The sequence below is a fragment of the Pedobacter sp. KLB.chiD genome (assembly GCF_047040275.1).
Taxonomy (GTDB): Bacteria; Bacteroidota; Bacteroidia; order Sphingobacteriales; family Sphingobacteriaceae; genus Pedobacter.
The window spans coordinates 3,127,250-3,143,742 of sequence record NZ_CP178207.1 but is presented as its reverse complement, the minus strand read 5'-3'; the positions used below and the strand labels follow the sequence as shown (position 1 = coordinate 3,143,742).

11 protein-coding genes are annotated in these 16,493 nt (G+C 38.2%); 9 read left to right on the top strand and 2 right to left on the bottom strand.

From position 1 onward, the window contains the following. Positions 1-612 precede the first annotated feature (612 nt). From ACK1I8_RS12850 to ACK1I8_RS12815, 8 genes are all read left to right on the top strand, one after another. Positions 613-3,885, top strand: a complete 3,273-nt coding sequence (locus ACK1I8_RS12850) for a SusC/RagA family TonB-linked outer membrane protein (RefSeq protein WP_412465773.1) — start codon at positions 613-615, stop codon at positions 3,883-3,885. A gap of 13 nt (positions 3,886-3,898) precedes the next feature. After that, on the top strand, positions 3,899-5,875 hold the full coding sequence (locus ACK1I8_RS12845; RefSeq protein ID WP_412465772.1) for a RagB/SusD family nutrient uptake outer membrane protein: 1,977 nt from the start codon (positions 3,899-3,901) through the stop codon (positions 5,873-5,875). Between the two features lie 25 nt (positions 5,876-5,900). After that, the gene (locus tag ACK1I8_RS12840) at positions 5,901-7,097 is read left to right on the top strand and encodes a DUF5000 domain-containing lipoprotein (protein WP_412465771.1); all 1,197 of its coding nucleotides are present in this window, start codon (positions 5,901-5,903) and stop codon (positions 7,095-7,097) included. A 26-nt stretch (positions 7,098-7,123) separates the two neighbouring features. Next, entirely contained in the window at positions 7,124-8,332 is a 1,209-nt protein-coding gene (locus tag ACK1I8_RS12835; protein WP_412465770.1) for a DUF4998 domain-containing protein, read from the top strand. Between the two features lie 85 nt (positions 8,333-8,417). Next, complete coding sequence (locus ACK1I8_RS12830; RefSeq protein ID WP_412465769.1) at positions 8,418-9,560, top strand: hypothetical protein; 1,143 nt, start codon at positions 8,418-8,420, stop codon at positions 9,558-9,560. 69 nt (positions 9,561-9,629) lie between these two features. Next, the gene (locus ACK1I8_RS12825) at positions 9,630-10,874 is read left to right on the top strand and encodes a hypothetical protein (RefSeq protein WP_412465768.1); all 1,245 of its coding nucleotides are present in this window, start codon (positions 9,630-9,632) and stop codon (positions 10,872-10,874) included. Positions 10,875-11,964: 1,090 nt separating this feature from the next. Further along, on the top strand, positions 11,965-13,026 hold the full coding sequence (locus ACK1I8_RS12820) for a cyclic nucleotide-binding domain-containing protein (protein WP_412465767.1): 1,062 nt from the start codon (positions 11,965-11,967) through the stop codon (positions 13,024-13,026). Positions 13,027-13,472: 446 nt separating this feature from the next. Beyond that, entirely contained in the window at positions 13,473-14,120 is a 648-nt protein-coding gene (locus ACK1I8_RS12815; protein ID WP_412465766.1) for a hypothetical protein, read from the top strand. 73 nt (positions 14,121-14,193) lie between these two features. On the opposite strand, the gene ACK1I8_RS12810 is transcribed toward ACK1I8_RS12815, so the two are convergent. Beyond that, positions 14,194-14,754, bottom strand: coding sequence for a hypothetical protein (locus tag ACK1I8_RS12810; RefSeq protein WP_412465765.1), 561 nt, complete (start codon positions 14,752-14,754; stop codon positions 14,194-14,196). A gap of 643 nt (positions 14,755-15,397) precedes the next feature. On the opposite strand from ACK1I8_RS12810, the gene ACK1I8_RS12805 reads away from it, so the two are divergent. Then, positions 15,398-15,598, top strand: coding sequence for a hypothetical protein (locus ACK1I8_RS12805; protein ID WP_412465764.1), 201 nt, complete (start codon positions 15,398-15,400; stop codon positions 15,596-15,598). Between the two features lie 170 nt (positions 15,599-15,768). On the opposite strand, the gene ACK1I8_RS12800 is transcribed toward ACK1I8_RS12805, so the two are convergent. Then, entirely contained in the window at positions 15,769-16,491 is a 723-nt protein-coding gene (locus ACK1I8_RS12800) for a hypothetical protein (protein WP_412465763.1), read from the bottom strand. Positions 16,492-16,493: the final 2 nt, after the last annotated feature.

Below are 16,493 nucleotides of genomic sequence, written 5' to 3'. Positions count from 1 at the left end.
GGCAGCGCTAAGACCGGTTACAAAGATAGAAACAACGAGTCCATTACAAAATGATTTGCGAAGTATATCATAAATTTTGATGATGGCCACATATACTTTGTTTGATTATGTTGAATTGAAAAATTTTTCCTTCTCTTCATAACGGATACTTAAACTACAACAGCGTATTCAGAACTAATTTGCTGTTCCCGGCAGGTTTCATTTGTAGCTGTAACGATTAGCTAAAAATTGACTTAACGTTATGATTATAATTTGATAATATGGGTTATTTAAGCGCTTCAGCTGCCTTCTTATCAATTTGGCCCCTAAAAATTACCATATTGCCCCTCACTCGGATCGTGATTTTAGTAGTTAATTTGTTACAGCCAAATATACTATTGAACATATGAAGAAAACCAAACTATCAAGAACATTCAACTAAACCTTTGCTTACAATTATTTTACACGAAAGATGATTGTTGCCGAATTTATCATCAAGCTTTTTTTAACTAGAAAAGCTTTCAGCTGAGTTTTGCAAAGTAAGAATATCGACCATCGTAAGGTTTTGCCATATGATGTTGGTACGCTCATGAATAAACTAATAAACAAACAATTTCAAACTAAAATCAAACAATGAGAAAAATCTACAAAAAGAAAGCTCAAAATTCGGGCTGTTTATTTTTCCGTGGAAGCGTATTCCGATCGCTTGTGGGCATAATGATGTTCATGGGCTTTTGTTTTACGGCTTCTGCACAAAATGAAGTGACCGTTAAGGGGGTAGTGAAGGATACCGTAGGCGGTTTGCCTGGTGCAAACGTAAAAGTATCCGGATCAAGCCGTGGTATTTCCACAGATGATCAGGGGCGCTATACTATCAAGGTGGCAAAATCTGGTAAATTACTTTTCTCACTTGTGGGTTACAAAGCGGTAACCAAAAATGTGGCTGACTATGACCGGGGAAGCGATGGCACATACATTATTAATGTGGTATTAAAACCGGATGCGAATACACTTAATGATGTTGCGGTAGTTGGTTTTGGAACACAGAAAAAAACCAGTGTAATCAGTTCCATTACCTCTATAAATCCTAAAGAATTAAAAGGCCCAACCAGTAACTTAACCACCATGATGGCAGGTAGGGTTGCCGGTATGATCGCTTACCAAAGAAGTGGAGAACCAGGGGCAGATAATGCTTCTTTCTTTATCCGCGGACTAGGTAGCTTTGGGGCAGGAAAGCAAGATCCATTAATTCTGATCGATGGTGTAGAATCTACTCAGAATGATATGGCCCGTTTACAACCCGATGATATCGCGTCATTCAACGTTTTAAAAGATGCTACAGCCTCCGCAGTTTATGGAGCCAGGGGTGCAAATGGTGTGCTTTTGATCATCACTAAATCCGGACAGGCCGGTGAAACCAAATATTTTTTCCGTGCTGAAACTTCATTATCAGGTAATACCCGAAATTTCAAATTTGCGGATAATATTACCTATATGAAACAAGCCAATGAGGCTGCTTTAACACGTAACAGACTTGGCATATTACCATATCTTCAATCTAAAATTGACGCTACTGCAGCTGGCGAAAATCCGCTTCTTTATCCAAACAATAACTGGATTAAAGAACTCATTAAAGACAATACCATCAACCAACGTTATAACCTGAACATTCAGGGTGGTGGTAGCAAGGCCAGCTATTATATTTCAGGAACTTACAATATCGACAATGGTGTATTAAAGGTGGATAACCTGAATAATTTTAATAATAATATTAAACTAAAAAATTATTCAGTTCGATCAACGGTTAATATCAATTTAACCAATACAACTGAAGCTATTATCAGGGTGTATGGTCAATTTGATGATTATACCGGTCCAGTTGGTGGTTATGATGAGAATGGAAACAAGATTAACGGCGGACAAAAAATATTCAATCAGGCACTTTGGTCAAATCCGGTAATGTTTCCGGCTGTTTATCCAGCAAGTTATCAGCCTTTCGCCAAACACCCTTTATTTGGTAATGCTATTTCTCCTAGTGGATCTTTATACATAAATCCTTATGCAGAGATGGTGAAAGGATACCAGGAGAATAACTCTTCAACGCTGCAAACCCAGATCGAATTGAAACAAGATCTTAAAGAATTAATACCGGGTTTAAGTGCACGTTTAATGTCGTACGTAATCAGATATTCTTATTTCGATATTGCACGGAGCTATAATCCATTTTACTATTCTTCAGTGCCTGATCCGAATGGAGGCATTATGTTAAATTTACTTAACAGTGGAGCGCCGCCAACTTACGGCCTTACAGGTTCTGAGTATCTTAACTATGCTGAAGGAAGTAAAAATTTAAATTCTATTTTTTATACAGAGATAGCCGCAAATTATAATCATACCTTTAAAGAAAAGCATGCCGTTGGCGCGATGTTGATTACCACTATGCGTAATTATCTGTCTGCTAATGCCGGTAACTTGCAATTATCCTTACCAGCGAGGAACCAGGGTGTATCTGGTAGGGCTACTTATGGTTATGATAACCGTTATCTGGCCGAGTTTAACTTTGGTTATAATGGATCGGAGCGTTTTGCAGCAAACAATCGTTTTGGATTTTTTCCTTCTTTCGGTTTAGGTTACCTGATCTCAAACGAGAAATTTTTTAAACCACTGAGCAAAGTATTAAGCAATGTTAAATTAAGAGCTACCTATGGTATAACCGGTAATGATGGAATTGGTAGGCCTGAAGATCGCTTCTTTTATCTGTCGCAGGTTGATATGAATAATGCTGCGTACGGCTCTAGATTTGGCGAAAATAACTTTTATTATAGAGATGGAATTTCTATATCCCGTTATGCAAATCCACTAATTACCTGGGAGAAATCAAAACAGCTCAACCTTGGTTTGGATTTGACATTATTTAATGATTTAAGCCTGAATTTCGACGTATATAAGCAGAACAGATCAAATATTTTGACGGATAGGATATATGTACCGAGTACAATGGGGCTTCAAGCACCAATAAAGGCAAATACAAATGAGATGGAAAGCAGAGGTGTAGACTTCGCGGCCAGTTATAATAAATCTTTCGGGAATAATATGTATCTGCAATTAAGAGGAAACTTTACCTATGCAACCAATAAGATTTTGATTAATGACGAGCCAGCTTATAATGCTAATGAAGCTTACAGATCTCGCGTAGGCCTACCAAGCACACAGGCCCTGGGATTTATAGCAGAACGTTTGTTTGTTGATAATGACGAGGCCAGAAACTCACCAGTTCAATTTGGTGGTAAGCCGGGCGATACCTATGGAGGTGGAGATATTAAATATAGAGATGTAAACGGAGATGGTATCATATCAGAAGCAGATGCTGTACCGATCGGGTTGCCACAAGCCCCAGAAATTGTATATGGTTTTGGGGGAACATTCGGATTTAAAGGCTTTGATATCTCTGCTTTTTTCCAGGGATCTGCAAGATCTTCTTTCTATATTAATCCGCAGAATATATCTCCATTCGTCTTTAATAATGGCTCACAAAATGGATTACTGGATGTAATTGCCAATAGCCATTGGAGTGAAGAAAACCGCGACATATATGCATTTTGGCCACGCTTAAGTGAGCGTTTTGTTGCTAACAATACCGATAAGGATTTTGATGGGCGTAAATATAAATCTACCTGGTGGATGCGTAATGGCTCATTTTTGAGACTGAAAAATGTGGAGCTTGGATATAACCTGCCTAACAGATTACAAAAAAGATTAGGCTTAAGGGCTACCAGGTTTTACGTTAACGCCAGCAATTTAACGGCGTTTAGCTCATTTAAATTATGGGATGTGGAAATGGGCGGTAATGGTTTGGGCTATCCTGTTCAAACGGTATACAATTTAGGTGTGAGTGTAAGTTTTTAAAGTCGGTAATGAAATGAAAATGAAAAATATTAATATGATATTCCAGAGTAAAAAGAAACCCGGTTCGTTAAAATTTGCTTCGGTCCTGGTACTAATACTTGTATGTATGGGTTCGTGTAAAAAGTATTTGGATATTGTTCCAGATAATGTACCTACCATAGATAATGCATTTACTTTACGAAATGAGGCCGAAAAGTATTTGTTTACCTGTTATGCCTTTTTGCCAAGAGATGGTGACCCACTTTTCAATCCAGGTTATATGGCTGGCGATGAAATCTGGTCGAATATTGAAGAGCGGGAATTTATTTCTTCTAGCTGGCGCATTGCAAGAGGTGGCCAGAATGCTGATAGCCCGCTGATGGATATGTGGAACGGAGCAAATCAGGGCGGTGCTGGACTGTATAGAGGGATCAGAAACTGTAATATTTTCCTGGAAAATGTTCAGGATATGACTAAAGTTTCAGATCTTAAATTGGATGAAAGACAACGCTGGATTGCAGAAGTAAAATTTTTAAAAGCTTATTTTAATTATTTGCTTTTAAGGATGTACGGACCTATCCCTATTGTTGACAAAAATTTAAATCTTGATGCCACACAGGAGGAAGTTAGGATTAAACGTATGCCATTTGACCAATGCGTAGATTATGTGAGTAATTTATTGGATGAAGCAATACCAAATTTACCTGTTATCATAACTGATCGTACAAATGAACTGGGGCGTATTACAAGGCCTATCGCCCTTGCTATTAAAGCTAAATTATTGCTTACGGCTGCTAGTCCGTTATTTAATGGTAACAGTGATTATGCAGGCTTTAGGGATAAAGACGGGGTTGCTTTATTTAACACCACATATGACGCCAATAAGTGGGTAAAGGCAGCTGATGCTGCAAAAGCTGCGATTACAGCAGCTGAAGGTGCTGGATTTAAATTGTATAAATTCCCGGGATCGCAGTTTAAATTATCAGATACTACTACTTTACAACTTACCATTAGGGGTGCACTAACAGAAAGGGTTGCGCAAAATTCTGAACATGTTTGGGCAAACTCCAATAGCCTGGCTGTTTTCTTACAACAAGTTGCAATGCCGCGTTTAATGAAAGGTAGCGATCCAATTCCTGTTGGGGTAGCCAGGCAGCAATTGGCCCCGCCGATAAAGATTGCCGAAATGTTTTACACCAGAAACGGTGTGCCAATTACTGAAGATAAAACCCTGGATTTTTCTAACAGGTATTCACTTAGAAAAGCAGTAAAAGCTGAGCGTTTTTATATCAAAGAAGGGTATACTACTGCCAGATTGAATTTTGACAGGGAGCCACGGTTCTATGCTGATTTAGCATTTGATGGTGCTACCTGGTATAAATACGATAGTCCTTCAGCTTCTGATGAAAATACATTTACTGTTGAAGCTAAATCCACACAATTGGCTGGTGCAAACAACTTTGGCTGGTATAATGAAACAGGCTATTTTGTTAAAAAGGTAGTAGATTGGAATATGACGCAAAGCGGAAGTGGTGCGACATATCGTACGTACGCATGGCCTGAAATCCGTTTAGCTGATTTATATCTGATGTATGCCGAGGCGAAAAATGAAAGCCTTTCAAGCCCTTCTTCTGAAGTATATGAATATATCAATAAAATAAGAACAAGAGCGGGTTTGCAAAGCGTAGAAAGTTCCTGGGCAACTTATTCTACTAATCCTACCAAGTACACTACTAAAGATGGTATGAGAAGTATTATTCAACAGGAACGTTTAATTGAGATGGCTTTTGAAGGCAGCCGCTTCTGGGATATTTTGAGGTGGAAACGTGCCGCTGAAATGTTTAATCAGCCAATCACAGCATGGAGCGTTAATCAACCCGATGATCAATCTTACTATCGCGTAAGAACCGTTGTAAATCAAAATTTTGTAGCACCACGTGATTATTTATGGCCGATAAAATCGTATGATTTAACGGTAAATCCAAAGCTTGTTCAAAATCCAGGATGGTAATATTATTATTAATTAATCAGAAAATATGAAAACGATTAGTAAATTATTTTTAATGCTACTGTTAGGCATAACAGTGTCCGTGATTGGATGTAAGCAAGATGAACTTGAGCCATTTGAAAGAAATGAGACGCCTCCGGGGCAGATTTCTAATATTACAGTAACCAATGGCCCGGCAAATGCAAAAATTACCTATACTTTACCTAATGATAAAGATCTATTATATATCAAGGCGGTGTATACTTTAAAAAATGGTCAGGCTGAAGTTAAATCATCGTACTATAACAACAACTTATTGGTTGAGGGTTTTGGCGATACTGCTGTTCATGAGATTAAGGTTTACGCTGTAAATAGGAGCGAAGTGGAGTCGGCACCTGTGATTGTTAAAATCAAACCTTTGGAAAATCCAATCTGGGGCGTGTATAGAAATTTAAAGGTTACTCCCGATTTTGCCGGTGTCAACTTTATCACAAAAAATCCTGCAAAGGCAGATCTATCCATAGAGGTGATGCAGTTTAAAGAAGGAAAGTACCAACAGATAGGAAAGAACATCTATACCGCAGCGGCTGATATTAATCAATCTATCCGAGGTTTTGATACAGTTGAAAACAAATTCGCCATCACCATCCGTGATAGATGGTTGAATTATAGTGATACATTGTATACAACAATAAAGCCTTTATACGAAACAGCGTTGTCAAAATCGCTTTATAAACCTTTAAATCTTCCTACTGATACAAAACAGACATACTCAGCAACGGCACTTGAGAACATGTGGGATAATAACTTTATCGACTGGCCTAGATGTTCGTTAACTGATGTAACCAATGTTAACCCTCAATGGGTGACGTTTGATATCGGTAAGCCTGCTATTATGAGCCGTATTGTGGTATGGAATTATCCGGAATATCTCAATGCAGGAAGGATGTATTATTATGGTGGAAACCTGAAGGAGTTTGAAGTTTGGGGTTCTGATAATCCACCGGCTGATGGCAGTTTTAATAATTGGGTAATGTTAGGCTCATTTAAATCAACTAAACCATCTGGAAGTCCGTATGGCGTGCAAACTTCTGAGGATTATGCCTTTGCTAATGCAGGAATCAGTTATACCTTATCTTCAGCTGGCAAGAAAGTCCGTTACCTGCGTATCAAATCCAATAAAAACTGGCAGGGAACAACTTTCATGTCAATTTCTGAAATACAATGTTATGGAGACCCACGATAAATTTTATACTTTATAAAATTAGAATTATGAATAATTACAACATAGAATATAGCAGGATTAAAGCGCTTTTTGCGCTTCTTCTTGTTGCCGTATTATATACTGCTTGTACTAAGCAGGATGACTTTAAGAAGTTTGTAGAAGGAGGTGAAATATCTTATACCGGAAAATTAGATTCTGTTAAGATGTTTTCAGGAGATTCCAGGGTAGTGCTTAAAGGGCTATTTTTAGCTGATCCAAAAGTGGTTAAGTGTAAAATAACCTGGAATAACGGACAGGATTCAGTTGTGCTGCCAGTAGTGAAGAAAAAAGCTATTGATACATTGGTATATTCAATATCAAATGTAGCTGAGGGTTTGCAAAATTTTACGATTTATACCTATGATAAGGCCGGTAATAAATCTGTTCCGGTATATGCCAATGCCAGGTCTTACGGCGATCGTTATAAAGCCTCATTAAGTAACCGTGGGGTGTTTTCAGCGGTCAAAGGAACAGATGGCAACGCTACTATCCAGTGGTTGGGAATGGATAAATTAACCGGTGTTTTTACAACTGAGCTTCAGTACACCAATTCCAGCAATAAGTTGGTTACGGTAAGAACGCCGATTGATTCTACCAAGACAATTCTTAAAAGTTATAAAAGTGGCTCAACATTTAAGTACCGTACTTTGTTCCTGCCTGACACAAATTGTGTAGATACATTTAAAGTAGCTTATTCAGCTGATTTAGCCGTGGATGAAGATATGACTAGTTTATTGTCGAATACCGGACCATTTACAAGAGCTACCTATGACGGTTCAAGATGGGGAACATTAGCAGGATGGACCACCACTGCCGGTGCCAAAAACATCAACAATAATCAATATGGTGGATATGAGTATAGAGGTGGCACCGGTGTGTTATCTTTTGAATCTGGCTGGGGAATTAACACCCCTGTTACCAATGGTCTTATTTACCAAACCATTACATTGCCAGCAGGTAGGTACACTTTTAGGTTATCTGGTATTGATCAGAACAGCGGAGGATCAAGATATATCGCTGTTGCTGCTGGTAACACCTTACCTAATGTAACCAATATTCCAACCGCTGCTATTGCTTATGCCAATATTTCTGATGGCGAATTAAATTTTTCGCTTACACAACAAACTACTGTATCAATAGGGTTTGGCGTGTCTATAGCCAACACAGGCCAATATATCAAAGTTGGAAGTGTTAAGTTGCTTAAATGGGCTAAATAATGTATCAACACCCTAAGCTTAACCGCTTAGGGTGTTTTGTTAAATGTCTTTTACGATCGCCCTTAACCTTAAATATCTAAAATCAATGAAGACTCAATCAAAAAAGCATTTATTTTTCGCATGTTTTGCATTTGCCATCTATGGTGGTTGTAAAAAAAGTACAAATCCGCCTGAACCGCTTCCAACAAAAACGGAAGCCAATGCTCAGGTAGCTACGCTAACCACCTCCGAATTTATATCCATTACAACAACCAGCGCAATAGGTGGTGGTACCATTATAAATAAAGGAAGTTCGGCAGTTACCGATCAGGGAATTTGCTGGAGTTTGAAATCTGGCCCTACCACTACTGATAACAAAACCGGAATAAAAAGTATAACCGGCTCTGGCATATTTACCAGCGATTTAAGTAACCTCAAACCTTCCACTAAATATTATGTAAGAGCCTTTGCTGTAAATAATGCCGGCACTTCTTACGGAAATGAGGTAAGTTTTACCACAAAAGATGTTAAAAAACCAGTCATTGTTTTAGATTCTTCTTCATTTGATACACAGGCTAAATATGAAGCCGCCTGGAATATGTTTTACCCTTGGGGAACCGACCATAATGGCACCGCCCGTATGTATAAGGAACAAGTTACCCTGCAAAGCGAAGGGGTACTACAGATAACGGCTGATAAATTTGAAACAGGAGAAAAAAATAGTACTGCAGATCCGTATCTCAAGATATCTTATCACTCTGGCGCCATCCACCTCAAAGAAAAAATTACAGTAACCAATGATCGCCCGGTATGGGTGATAAGCGGTGATTTCCAAGTACCCACCAATACGGGTACCTGGCCGGCATTCTGGATTACAGGAGTAGATAACTGGCCTCCTGAAAGTGATATTATGGAATTTAAAGGCTCAAATGTTAACTGGCAGAATACCATTACCGGACCCAATTGGCAAAATGTAAGCTGGCAAACTAAACAAAGTTCAGTAAGCAACCCGCAAAACTGGCACAATTATAAGCTCATAATGGAGCGTATTGATGATACCAATCTGAGTTTAACTTATTACATTGATAATGTTAAAACTATTTCTAACATCGCCAATTTTACCGATAAGCGCTTCTGGTTAATTGTTAATATGCAAATGGGGGGATCCAGCGGAACTACAGATGCAAGCTTAAAGCAGGCGGTGATGAAAGCCAGAAACGTATATGTGGCTTACTATAACAAAGATTAAAATAATAAGTAGTTAGAGGGATGTACTAACAAATGTCCTTCCGGAATAAAACATAAATAAATTAATCAGATGAGAAAAGGTAACATAAAATATATATTATCGATAAGTTTATTATTGATAGGTGGGCTGGCCTGCAAAAAAGGTGGTGGCGGAGATGATAACTCAACGTCTAACACACCAGCTGCGATAGCAGTTTTACCAAAACTGGAAACCACAACAGCAGCAGATATTACTACAACCAGCGCTACGATAAAGGCGGCTGTAACCGATAAAGGAAGTTCATCGGTTACTGAACAAGGGGTGGTTTGGAGCTCGACCGCCAATCCAACCCTGGCCAACAATAAGGCTGGAGTAAGTACAATTAGCGGATCAGGTGCATTTACCAGTGAAATCAAGGGGTTAACCGCTTCTACTAAATATTATGTAAGAGCATTTGCCGTGAATAAAGCTGGTGTGGCTTATGGCAATGAAATTGAATTTACTACAGCTGATATAGCTGGTGCAACTTTTGGTTTTTCACCACTGTATATTGTGGGTTCAACGGTAGCTGCAGCAGATATTGAAGTACTGACGGATGGTGGTGACGCGGTTACCGAAAGGGGAATTGTTTATGCTTCAACACCTAGTCCTACCATTAAAAGTAGCAAAGTAAAACATAATAATGCCGGACTTGGCAAATTTAGAGTAAGCCTTAAAGACCTTACACCAAAAACCACTTATTATGCACGAGCCTATGCAATCAATTCTAAAGGGGCAAGTTACAGTAGTGAAGTTACTTTTAAAACTATAGCTAAAGGTAATGTAACTTATACCATTAATAAATCATCGAATCCGACCAATGAGGAGATGGATGTTTATGCACGGATTAAGGAAGCTGCTGATAGCGCATGCTGGTACTTAAATAATTATACATCGGCAACAAAGAATATTACACTAAACTATGTACCCGATGTGGCAACCGCTGATGCAACTAATACTGGCTGGGTACGTTACGGAAAAAATACAACGTATCAAAAATTACGTACCACATTGCACGAGTTTAATCACACTTTAGGTACGGGTACTACCGACTGGTGGACGGGTACGGCAATCGTTAACGGGGTTTATACCGGGAGTTCTGTAAACACTTTACTCAAAAAAATAACGGGTAAAGACGCACCACTTAATGGAGATAGAATGCATTGGTGGCCATATGGCTTAAATCAGGATAGTGAAGTTACGTCAAGTTGGGATTACGTATACAATTGTTTAATTATTGAAGCGATGCGGAAAGACGGCCTACCGGAATGGAGTAGCGGTACCTATACTCCATAACCATATGTTTTTATTTAATAACATATAGCTAATTTTCACCGAAAATGGAAAAGGCTATATGATAAATAGTCAGCCCCAAAAGTTTTACTCTAACTTTTGGGGTTTTTATTTTGAGACAAGTTTCTCTACGGTTTTAAGTTAGGCTAGACTGAACAGTTATCTCAACAGGTTCAACTCAACCATTCTATAGCATGGAAGCTTCAGGCTGCCTTGGTGTTTGGAGCTTCCAGGTAGCTAAATAATAAATAGGAAAGTCTCATCAAGTCACTATGTAAAAAAAATCATCAAAAGATGTTATTTAGGATGATAATTTCAGATCACTTACCTTCTTCCAAAACTTTTGATCATAAAATCAGATTTTAGAATCTTTATTCTGTGACAATTTTCCACAAATACAAAGGCAATTTTGGTTTATTGATATACTCTATCAGTTAACGCTTCTCAGCTTTCTGCTCAGGAAATCTAGTTTATTGATTTTACAAAAAGCATTAGACTAGAATTTACTTCACAAACGACTATCCTAGTCGGTAGGATGCGGTTATAAAGCAATTTATTCTCTTTGAAATTGTGTCATATTTCCAGTTGATTTTTTTCAACCAACTTGTTGATAATAATCAATAGGTTTTTTTATTATTTTAACAACCTTTGGGAATGCCTATCCTAAGTCTATAACATTAATGCAATGCAAGCCCTTTGAAAGAAAAGTGATCAAAAAAAACGTGATCCCAAAGAAAAAAAAATGTAATGTAGCTGAATTTTTAATGTCAAAATGTATATGTTTGATTATCAGCTTATTATGTATGTTTTATTCTGTTCTTTTTAAGCTTTTTCTACTGATCAGAAATTGCTATCGAAATGCGAGCCCTGTTCGTGGCTTTATTGATCAATTGTTAATCAGGGTAATGAAGATAGCCTCCGGGGGCTTAAATATTTTTATTAGAAAGTTCTCTTTTCTAACGCAATTTCAAAGCTATTAACTTCTTTGGTTAGGTAAAGCTCTTTCCCGTAAAAATTGGAGAAGGAATAAATTAACATACTGTGATATCCAACAGGAAGCGAACAGTTTTCTATTGGAAAAAATTACATTTGAATGGAAGGCTCTAAGATATTGATTATATTAAAGGACGCCAAGCTCAGGGCGAAGATTTCCGATATACTAATCACAGGTAAATACTTGGTTGAGTTTACCGACAATGGTAAAAAGGCTATGGAATTAATCAGAAATCTCCCTATAGATCTGATCATATGCGGAATGGAGTTAAATGGTATTGATGGGTTCGGTGTACTTCGGATGGTCAATAAATTCATCGATACGGTGAGCATATCTGTTGTGATGATTGTAAAGGGAGATGATCAATACGGGATGAGGAGATCGATGGAAATAGGAGCCGATGGATTTCTTATTGATGACTTTGATGACGCGGAGTTACTGAACCAGGTGGAGGCCAGATTAAGAAAAAGACAACTTCAGTATGAGTTCTTTCTACAACAGCAGTTTCAGCAGAAAAGCCCAACGGGGATGGATAGTGGCCTTTTTTGGTTGAATGCCAAGCGCGAAACATTGGTGCCGAGAACCTTTAGAAAGAAACAGATCATTTTTTATAAAGGCGAACCTTGTATAGGGATTTATTATGTGCTATCAGGAAAAATAAAAACTTTTATCTCGGATTCTTCTGGTCGTTTACTGATTACAGAATTATATTACCCTGGTGAGTACTTTGGTTTTCAGGATTTTATTTCAGGATCACGCATGTCAAATACGGCGATGGTTATTGATGACGCACAGGTGGTGGTTATTCCTTTGGGAACGATTAACAAGCTGGTTCAGGAACACCCTGAAGTGGCGAATTTTTTTGCGAAAAAATTGGCAAGAATGGCGCATGAAAAGGACGAACAGACCCTGGAACTCGCTCATGCCCCTGTACGCGCAAGAGTATCGAGATCGATTATAAAATTGGCAAAAAAAGAAAGTAATATGCCCGATAATACAAGGCTTACACTCCCCCGGAACGATCTCGCAAATGTTATTGGGATTGCTTCTGAAACCCTTAGCAGAATTCTTGGTGATTTTGCCAGGGAAGGCCTTATCGAAAAAGATGGGAACGATATCATTTTAAAAAAAATAGAGCGATTAAAAAACGTATATAATTAACCAACAACAGGTTTAAAGATTTGCTATCGGACTTTACTTAATTTGTAGCCATTTTAGTGGTACTTGCCCTGATGCCGTATCGTGTATTTTCAGGTTCTTTTTAATTAACAAGCGTACAAAACGCTAGTTAGGTGTACCCCTTTTCTGCTGATCATCATTGAAATATTTTTAAATGAAAACCGCAAATACCGCCCTGGTTATCAGCTAAAAGATAATTATACTGATGATTATCAAGTTGTCCGCTGTTTGTAGTCAATGGAAATGGGATCGATTAAAGCCAATTTCGAATTCTATTCAGATCAGCCTGATGCCAAAATATGATGATTATCAGCATTTATCATGAGTAGATAAAGCTAAAAATGTCTGATATGCAGTCTTACAATGTTCAGTTGGGCAAATGGATGGGCTAGTTAAATTTCTTTTTACACCATATAAAATAGTATAATATGCTCAGAATGTTTTTTACCTATGTACTTTTTTGTATTCTGTTTTTGCTAGTATTGAATGCTTTTGGAGAGTTTTATTATTATCATCATTTTAAAATTGACATACTGAAGCTGGAGGAGCTGAGCTACCTTGTGGTTTCTGAAAGAGTTTTCACTTTTATACAGCAGGTTGTACTTGTATTTCTGGCGCCATTTTTCCTTTGCCTGATATTCATTTTGTGCTGCTGGATGAAAGATAAATGTTCGAAGCAGTTGTTCCGTTGTTTATGTCTCTCTATTGGATTAGCACCCTATCTGTTAGTATACCCTTATGCATTTCAATACAAATTATCAGGATTGATCCTAGTACTGGTATGCTTGATATTAGTCATCATGTTCTGGTTGGTGGTATTCCATATCAGGTCCTTTGAACCTCATTATATCGGTATTCATCTATTATTGACCATATTTGCCTTGATGGCTTCTTTTGATATGGCCCTGATTGATCAGCAGGCAAATCTGCGATATTATTCTGAACTTGGGAAGGCTTCCCAAAGAGATGGTATCGAAAATGTTCGATACAAGCAATTCATTTATGTGGGCAGTACAGATCTTTTCAATCTCTATTATAATTTAAATGAGAAACGGGGAGAAGTAGTGCGTAAATGAGTTTTATTATAGTAGGATGGTCTGTCGAAAGATCTGCTATAAACCAGAAGCAAATAGCATATCCCTTCAGTAATTATCCACATAAAGCATAGGAAAGAAGTAAGTTTTTTGGAAGTCTTTCGTATAGCCCCGGATAAGCTTTTTGAAAACGCATAATTCTGCAGGCTACATCAGGCAGACGAAAGATTATATTTCTTTCGCTAACATCATTCATGGCATGGGGAAGAAGATATGAATAGAATAATTCAGCTAATTCTGGATATGATTGATAACAATCTTCAAGATCTTCATAATCTACTAAAAAAACGATGGTATCCTCTATAGCCTCCAGATTAAAATTTTCCTGCCTGGCGTTATTCTGGCCCTGGCAAATATAAATGCTGCCTTCCTTTCCTAACCAGATATTGATCTTCCCACATTCGTTATCCTGCAAAAAACCGTTAACCAGCCCAGTGCATACCATAATAATCTGACCGTTTGTACCTGAAATGTTTTTAGGAAAGAGCGTTTCTCCTTTGCGTATATTTAGTGCAATGGTATGCCTGAAGAGACACCTCAGCGCTGCACGGCCTTTGTTTCGATCAATTAATGGCAGGAACATTTTTAAAAAAAACTTCATCTCTATTTTTTCCATTTCCAATTTTTCTTATGGTTAGAATAGCATACCGATCCTACTTACGCTTTAACCGGATAAGCCAATAGTAGCTTTTTAGACGGTTATGCTGTTATTTATCTGTCGCATGCCGTTAACTAATAAGTCAATGCACTAAATTCACTATTACAAAATGCTATTTTCTTGATTTTGATCAATGTTGTAATTGATTTATTTCAATTAAGAGGGAAGATTAATCCTCTTGATGAGTTCCATCATAAATAGTTCATATTTAACCAATAAGTATTTAGTCAAATACTAAAGCCTAAGTATAACCCCATCAGCCATTTTACCGATAACAAGTTCTTTACTGATGCGCTTGTTGTATGTGGCTATTTCTCCGGAAAAGAACATAGTCATCTAAGAGAAGAATTTCGGCATTTCTCGCAATTTCTAACTTGGGCAGTTGTTCTTTCATTATTGATCATGGCTCGTAAGATCGGTTATTATTTCCTGACCAAGTGGAAGAAAACGTCAACATTCTGAACACAAAATTATATTTGCACATAATAATCTACATCAATGTTCAAATAATCTTGTAAGAACCAAAGTGTAGGCCAGAGACCACAAAGCAAACGGGCATCATAGAAGAGCCAAAGGAGTAGTGATTTAAAAAAATTAAAAAATGAGTAAAATGATCTTGAAATGGAGCTTAGCGGGTAGATACACTTATTCGTACGACGACCGATACGCTGTTTGGTTGAATTTTGGTGATGATGGATTAGAAAACTTTAATAAGTGGCGACGATATGGTTCATTCGCGCCTTTGGTCTGGGGCGAATCCTTGCAAAGGATAAGTTCTGGGATCGTAATGGCGTTGGTTTAACATCAACTATTATTGGAATGTAGGATAGGGCTATCGTATCATATCCACTGGAAGAGTTGCTTTCGCATCAAATCCGTTGGCTCGACATTTTTATCACCTATCATAAATTCCATTGTTCGAATATAGGCGTTACAGTGGTACGCTCAAAATAAGGTACCACTGTAGCTTTGTTATTTATCGGCGATCAGAAAGCCGATGGTCTGGCCAATCTTAACGGCGCTACGCACACCGTAAACCCCGGCGTACGCATAGCCTTGGTTGTCGACCCGGAAGACCAGATTGTCGATCCCATGGAAGTCTAGCGGAGCGGTCAGTCCATCCAGAATTGAGCACAAGGTGAACAACTGTTTGCCTTTCATGCTGTCGGCGTTATTGATCGTGGTAGCGAGCAGGAGTACACCAGACCCAAAACTCATTGTTTTGGTGAGCAGGCTGAGTGCTTTTTTGTAATTTTTATGTTTGCTCTTTAGCCAATCTACGGTTTCGGTCTGGGTATAGTACAATCCCCCAGCACCAATGGCCATGTACACAAATGGAAGGTAGACAAAATATTTAGAGGCTTCTTTAACCTTGCAGCAAAGTATCTTATCTTCTGTGCTCTGTAAATAGCCATGTATCGGTGCAGCATATTTCAGAAACATGGCGATATAGCTCGTCGTGCTGATCAGGGTAGACACAAGTGATAATGGGCGCTTTACCGCCTTGACAGCCGCATTATCCACTAAGGCGTCTGCATTCAGATTTTCAGCGATGATTTCGGGATACCTGTTTACTTTTTCTACAGCATAGAGGATTGCACTACAAATACTGATACCAAAGGTTGCATACTTTGCAACGTCGTCACAGATCTGTTTTTCTGTTTTTGTTGTTGGTTGTTCGTTGTTATTGCTCATGG

Coding starts and splice junctions, on each gene's coding strand:
- ACK1I8_RS12800 (WP_412465763.1), bottom strand. CDS start 16,491: ATGAGCAATAACAACGAACAACCAACAACAAAAACAGAAAAACAGATC.
- ACK1I8_RS12810 (WP_412465765.1), bottom strand. CDS start 14,754: ATGGAAAAAATAGAGATGAAGTTTTTTTTAAAAATGTTCCTGCCATTA.
- ACK1I8_RS12850 (WP_412465773.1), top strand. CDS start 613: ATGAGAAAAATCTACAAAAAGAAAGCTCAAAATTCGGGCTGTTTATTT.
- ACK1I8_RS12805 (WP_412465764.1), top strand. CDS start 15,398: ATGAGTAAAATGATCTTGAAATGGAGCTTAGCGGGTAGATACACTTAT.
- ACK1I8_RS12820 (WP_412465767.1), top strand. CDS start 11,965: ATGGAAGGCTCTAAGATATTGATTATATTAAAGGACGCCAAGCTCAGG.
- ACK1I8_RS12845 (WP_412465772.1), top strand. CDS start 3,899: ATGAAAATGAAAAATATTAATATGATATTCCAGAGTAAAAAGAAACCC.
- ACK1I8_RS12830 (WP_412465769.1), top strand. CDS start 8,418: ATGAAGACTCAATCAAAAAAGCATTTATTTTTCGCATGTTTTGCATTT.
- ACK1I8_RS12835 (WP_412465770.1), top strand. CDS start 7,124: ATGAATAATTACAACATAGAATATAGCAGGATTAAAGCGCTTTTTGCG.
- ACK1I8_RS12825 (WP_412465768.1), top strand. CDS start 9,630: ATGAGAAAAGGTAACATAAAATATATATTATCGATAAGTTTATTATTG.
- ACK1I8_RS12840 (WP_412465771.1), top strand. CDS start 5,901: ATGAAAACGATTAGTAAATTATTTTTAATGCTACTGTTAGGCATAACA.
- ACK1I8_RS12815 (WP_412465766.1), top strand. CDS start 13,473: ATGCTCAGAATGTTTTTTACCTATGTACTTTTTTGTATTCTGTTTTTG.